The sequence below is a fragment of the Candidatus Protofrankia californiensis genome (genome assembly GCF_900634765.1).
GTDB classification, from domain to species: Bacteria; Actinomycetota; Actinomycetes; order Frankiales; family Frankiaceae; genus Protofrankia; species Protofrankia californiensis.
The window spans coordinates 730-6,801 of the sequence record NZ_CAAAFT010000051.1 but is presented as its reverse complement, the minus strand read 5'-3'; the positions used below and the strand labels follow the sequence as shown (position 1 = coordinate 6,801).

Sequence of the window (6,072 nt, the reverse complement as noted above, 5' to 3'; positions counted from 1 at the left end):
GCGGGTGGTCGCCGACCCGACCGCGCCGAGCGGGCGGTCCGAGCGCAGCCTGGGCACGACCGGTTCGACCGAACTGTCCGACGCGGGTGTCCCCCGCGGGGTGACGGTCTGGCACGAGGTGATGTCGACAGCCGGCGGCAGACGGTCGAAACCGGTTCGCACGCCACCACTGGTGATCACCCCGGACGTCACCGACCTGCGCGCCCTCATGGACGGCGACGGCGTGGCGCTGTCCTGGCAGTTCGATGCGGGCTACGACGACGTGCTGATCGAGCGGACCTTCGACGAGTCCTCGCCGTTTCGGGGAGCCACCCGCCGCATCCGCGCGTCCGGTGGAGGCCATGTCGACCGTGACGTGCAGACCGGAGCCACCTACCGCTACCGGGTGCGGGTGTCCTACCCGGATCCCTTCGGCGCGCTGGCCCACACCGGCGGCGTGGAAGTGATCGTGACCGTGGTCGTGCGGCCCCGGCCGGTCCTGGACCTTGAGGTGGACAGCAGCAGCGGGGTGACGATCCTGCGGTGGACGACGGTGCCCGGCGCGCTGGTACGGATCTATGCCACCGAATCACCGGCGGATCCGTCCGATCCGGCGACGGCCGGGACGTCCGCGGAGGAAACCCCCGGCGGCGACCGGGGCTGCGGGCCAGGCCCACAGCCGCAGCCGCTCGGCCCGGTTGACCATGAGCTGTCCGCCGCTTCCTTGAAAGGGCGGGAACGTCTGGTCGGCTCCAGCCGACGCGGACGCCTGGTCGACACCGCGGCCGCCGGGCCGACGGTGTACACGCCGGTCAGCATCGCCGAGGACAGGGCGGTCGTCGGTCGCTCCACCCGGCACCAGCCGGGACCACACATCCGGGAACTTCAGGCCGTCGACCACGGCACCGAGATCGTCCTCACGTTCCAGATGCCGCCGGGCATCACCGAAGCTCGCGTGCTGTGGCGACACGACGCCGCCCCCACTGGGCCGGACGATCCGGCTGCCCGCAACGCAAAGGTCACCAACGCCAGTCTGGAGATCAGAGGCGGTTGGCACCTGCGTGCCCCTGACGACGGGGCCGCCTACCACTTTGCCGTGTATCCCCTCGTCCGGACGGCCGGCGGGGTGCGGGCGCTGTCCAGCGGCGCCCACGTGGTCGCACGAGCAGGCAGCGGCCCGACCCCGCCGGAATGATCGGTATGTGATCGACATGTGATCGACATGCCGTACGCGGCGGCCCGGCCACCACCGGCCGCTGCCGGCGGCAACGATTTCCCGGCAACCGGAACCAGCGGTGGTCCGATCGACACCTGGACGTTGCAATTTCTTACCCCGAGCACGCCTGTTGCGGCCACCCAGGACAGTTCGGGGACAGATTCCGGACCATTCTCGGTGCGTTCGGCGTCCACGACCTTTCGGTTCGGCTGTCTACCGATCCACAATCCGGAAACACCGAAAACACCTGCCCGTCCACGATTCGCCTTTTTGCAACTCACCGATCACAACGACAAACGTCGATCATCGGGCTGTGCAATCCATCGCGAATATCATCTCCGCGTATCCCGCGCCGGCCGGCAGGTCCGTCCGGACCGCTACCGGATGATCATCGATTGATCCGATTCGGCCCTGTTCCCGCGTCCCGTATACCCCTGTTCAAGCAGGACTTAATAGCCCGGGTACAGTTGTCCCGCCCAACGAGAAAGAGCCGCCAGTCACGGCCTTCGCCGCGGGCCGAGGCGCAAGCCGGTGCACGAACGCCGGACAAGAACACTCGCCCCGACAAGGCGCCAGGACACGGCGTCGGACGAGAGGATCGGATGCTCCAGAACTGGCCAATCCGCTCCAAGTTGGTAGCCATTCTCATCCTCCCGCTGGTGGCGCTGGCTGTTTTCAGCGCCCTCCAGGTACGAGCGAACCTGGACAACGTCAGCGCAAGTGATCGGATCCGGGTCCTCGCGGGGTTCTCGATCAAGGTAAATGACCTGGTTGATGCGCTCCAGCAGGAGCGCTTCGCCGTCGCTGCCTACGTCGGCTCCGACTACCGGGGCAGCGCAGACAACGCGGTCGCGATACGCAAGCAGGTCGACCCAGCCATCGAGACATACCGGACCAGCGCCGCAGATCTTCCGGCCAGCGCCACCAGGAACCTGCGCATCTCCCTGGACACCATCACCACTCAAATCGACCGTCTCACCACGCAACGTCAATTGATCGACACCCAGGAAGCCCAGAACGAGAAGACGTCGGAGTCCTACACCGCGTTCATTGGGGATCTGCTCGACCTCAACGCCCAGGTAGCCGCCGGAAGCAAGAACGCCGATCTGGTCAGCGCGGCAGCAACACTGGTGAGCATGTCCCGAGCGAAGGAGGCCCTGCAGCAACAGGCTGGCTACGTTGCTGTGATCCTCTTTCTCCGTCAGTCCAACATCGGCCTGATCAAGCTGATCCAGTCGAACTCGGGGGCGGAGGACGCATGGATCACACAGTTCCGTGCCACCGCGTCGCAGTCGCAACGGGACTTTTTCGACCAGGCCGTACAGAAGAAATCCGAATCCGTGGCTCAGATGCGCGACAACACGGTCTTCGCCGCGCAGATGGGTCGTCCGGCCACCGTCCCCCCGACACAGTGGATCACTGCTACCGGTGAGAAGGCCGGCGTGATGCGTGACGCCGAACGCAGGATCGCCAACGACCTGGGCGCCCAGAGCGAATCGATCGCCTCTGACTCACGTCGCAATGCCTGGTTCAACGGGGCAGCTGTGTTTCTCATCCTCGTCGTGTCCATCGGCGTGGCACTTCTCGTGGCGAGCCCCATGATCAACCAGCTCCGGCGTCTGCGGGGAGCCGCCCTCAAGGTGGCCAACGACAGCCTTCCCGACGTCGTGGAACGGCTGCACCGCGGGGAGCAGGTGGAGATCGAGGCCGAGCTGTTCCCCGTCCGAGTCGGGACAAGGGACGAGATCGGACAGGTGGGAGAGGCGTTCAGCACCGTCCATCAGGTTGCCGTGCGCACCGCTGTCGAACAGGCCGCAATGCGCAAGAGCATCGGTGACACCTTCCTCAACCTCGCCCGCCGCAGCCAGGCGCTCATCCACCGCCAGCTGAAGATCATCGACGCCCTGGAGCGCAAGGAGACCGACCCGGACGAGCTGGCCGAACTGTTCCGGCTCGACCACCTGGCGACCCGTATGCGTCGCCACGCCGAGGACCTGATCGTGCTGTCCGGATCGAAGCCTGCCCGTGGCTGGCGGCGACCGATCCCGATCAAGGATGTCGTGCGAGGTGCGGTCGCCGAGGTGGAGGACTACACCCGAGTGAAGGTGCTACCGATCGCCGGTTCCGCCATCGGCGGGCACGCGGTCGGTGATGTGATCCACATGCTTGCCGAGCTGATCGAGAACGCCACCTCCTTCTCCCCCCCGCACACCCCCGTCCACGTGTCCGGGCACGAGGTCTCCAACGGGTCCGTGATAGAGGTCGAGGACCGCGGTCTGGGCATGACCGACGAGGAATACAGCGAGATCAACGACCGCCTGAGCAACCCACCCCCCTTCGACCTTCGTACCAGTGAGCGACTGGGCCTGTTCGTTGTCGGTCGCCTCGCCCAACGGCACGACATCCAGGTCCGTCTGCGGCCGTCGCCGTACGGCGGCAGCCTGGCCATCGTCCTGCTCCCGACCAGCCTGCTGCGCGAAGTCGACGAGACCACGCAAGCAGCGCCGGCAGCGTCCAGACCCGAGCGTGTCAAGGCGCCGGCCCTGGACTCGTCCCTGGATGCTTCCATCGCCTTGAGTGACTCGACCTCCTTGAGCGGCTCGCTCTCCCTGGCTGACCCGCTCTCCCTGAACGACTCGCTCCCCCTGGCTGACTCCATCGACACCGATGAACTGCTGTCGGTGAGCGCATCGACCACGCCATCCACAGGCGGTGGTGGGGAAGACCGGCCGCTCATGGACGACCTGCCGGTCTTCCCCACAATCCGTTCGAGTTGGTTCGTTTCCGAGCAGGACGAACTCGGCGGCGCGGACACCGGCGCCGGCAACGGAACCGAACATCCGCGGGGACGGTTGCGGTCCAACCCACCGGTGGAGCCCAGTACCTGGGTCGAACCACCGTCGGGCAGCTCCGCGCCACCGCTGCTTCCGTCCGTTCGATGGGACGACGAGCCACCCACCGCACAGCCCGGATGGCCGCAGCCGGCGGACCGGTGGGCCGATCCGCTGGATCCTCCGCAGCAGCGCGGTCTACCCGCACGCAGGAGGACCGGGCCTACGACGGATCCGTTCCCGACCGGCAGCCCCCCGCTTCCCCGGACATCGGCCGCGCCGGCCGCCCGGGGCGGGAAGCCCGACGAGACCGGTCTGCCCAAGCGGCAGCGGCGGGCGAGCCTCGCACCCGAACTCAGGGGAACGCCCCTCGCCGAGCCCGCGACACCGCCGCTCCTCGCCGGGACACGGTCGCCGGATGAGATCCGATCAATGATGTCCTCCTTCCAGTCCAACTTCGGCCGAGGTCTGCAGGAGGGACCGAACCCGAACGGCGGCGACGACGCGAAGAAGGTGATGTAATGCGCCACATCGGCCCGGCCGAGAACATGAGCTGGCTGTTGAACAACCTCACGAGGAAAATCCCGGAGGTTACCTACGCCATCGTGTTGTCGTCGGACGGCCTCCTGCTTGCCGCCTCGAACGGAATGGGCCGGACAACCGCCGACCAGCTGGCGGCGGTCGCCTCGGGCTTCAACAGTCTGGCCCGCGGTGCCGGCCGTTTCTTCGGCGGCGGTAACGTCCGCCAGACGATCGTCGAGATGGAGCAGGGATTCCTGTTTGTCACGGCGGTTGGCGACGGGTCGTGTCTGGCCATTCTCAGCACGCCCGGTGCCGACATCGGCCTGATCGCCTACGAAATGGCGCTGCTGGTCATCCGTGTCGGTGAATTCCTCACCCCCGAGCTGCGCGCCGAAATGCAGGCCGCATTGCCACGCTGACAGCGGGCCGGAGCCCCGGCGGCGGCTCATACTCCGTCTACTCCGTCGCGCCCTGCGGGGGCTCCTACCGGAGCTCAAGCCAAGTGGTCGTCGTCGAAAGGCCGGGCTTCCCTGCCGCAATGACGCCGGCCGGCGTCGGCGGAGTCTTAACAGGACGATTTTCAGCGGGACGAGTTTCAGCGACGATCGCCAAGCCCTGATCAGGAGGACCGGTGGACGAGGAGTGGTACGACGACGACGCAGGTCCGGTCGTCCGTCCCTATGCCGTCACCGGCGGCCGGACGCGGCCGGCGGCCAATCGCGCGCTGGAGCTGGTGGCTCTGGTGTCGACGACGGAGCACGGGCGGGCGATGGTCCGAAGTCTTGATCCAGAACAGCGGAACATCGTGCTGCTCTGCCAGAGCATCCAGTCGATCGCGGAGATATCCGCGCAGCTCAACCTACCGGTCGGCGTGGCACGCGTCCTCGTCGGCGACATGATCGACTCTGGTCTCGTGCGCGTCACCCGCCCAGCCCGACCGAGTGAGCGTCCCGACGTGGCGCTGATGGAGAAGGTGCTCGATGGACTACAGACCCTCTAGACCGGACACGGCCGGCAGCACGGTGCCCAGTCCGGTCAAAATCATAGTTGCCGGCGGGTTCGGCGCCGGGAAGACGACGTTCGTGGGGACGGTCAGCGAGATTCCCCCGCTCACGACCGAAGCAGCCCTGACCTCGGCGAGCCTCGGCATCGATGACACGTCCCAGGTCAGTTCCAAGACCACGACGACGGTCGCCATGGATTTCGGCCGGATCACCCTGCTCGACAGCGTGATTCTGTACCTGTTCGGTACACCCGGCCAGGACCGCTTCTGGTTCATGTGGGACGAACTGGTTCTCGGGGCCATCGGTGCCATCGTTTTGGTCGACACCCGTCGACTTGCCGACTCGTTCCCGGCGGTTGACTACTTCGAGGAGCGGGATATTCCGTTCCTGGTGGCGGTCAACCGATTCGACGGCGCCAGGGAGTACCGGCTCGACGAAGTCCGCAGCGCCCTCGACGTCGACTCCCGCCGGCCCATCGTTTTCTGTGACGCGCGCCGGCGGGAATCCGTCAGGCAAGCCC

At 66.8% G+C, this 6,072-nt stretch carries 4 protein-coding genes and 1 pseudogene; all 5 read left to right on the top strand.

Going from position 1 to position 6,072, the window contains the following annotated elements; all coding sequences use genetic code 11:
• Positions 1–1,174, top strand: a pseudogene (locus DD1DGNOD_RS02705) (serine/threonine protein kinase); the annotation flags it as partial.
• A gap of 623 nt (positions 1,175–1,797) precedes the next feature.
• Positions 1,798–4,548 (top strand): sensor histidine kinase, encoded by a 2,751-nt coding sequence (locus DD1DGNOD_RS02700; protein WP_131769367.1) that lies wholly within the window; start codon positions 1,798–1,800, stop codon positions 4,546–4,548.
• Positions 4,548–4,967, top strand: a complete 420-nt coding sequence (locus DD1DGNOD_RS02695) for a roadblock/LC7 domain-containing protein (protein ID WP_131769366.1) — start codon at positions 4,548–4,550, stop codon at positions 4,965–4,967. The genes DD1DGNOD_RS02700 and DD1DGNOD_RS02695 overlap by 1 nt, the downstream gene beginning before the upstream one ends.
• Positions 4,968–5,179: 212 nt before the next feature.
• Positions 5,180–5,548 (top strand): DUF742 domain-containing protein, encoded by a 369-nt coding sequence (locus tag DD1DGNOD_RS02690; protein WP_131765030.1) that lies wholly within the window; start codon positions 5,180–5,182, stop codon positions 5,546–5,548.
• On the top strand, positions 5,529–6,072 hold a 544-nt coding region (locus DD1DGNOD_RS02685; protein WP_241255422.1), incomplete at its 3' end, for a GTP-binding protein. The genes DD1DGNOD_RS02690 and DD1DGNOD_RS02685, both read left to right, overlap by 20 nt.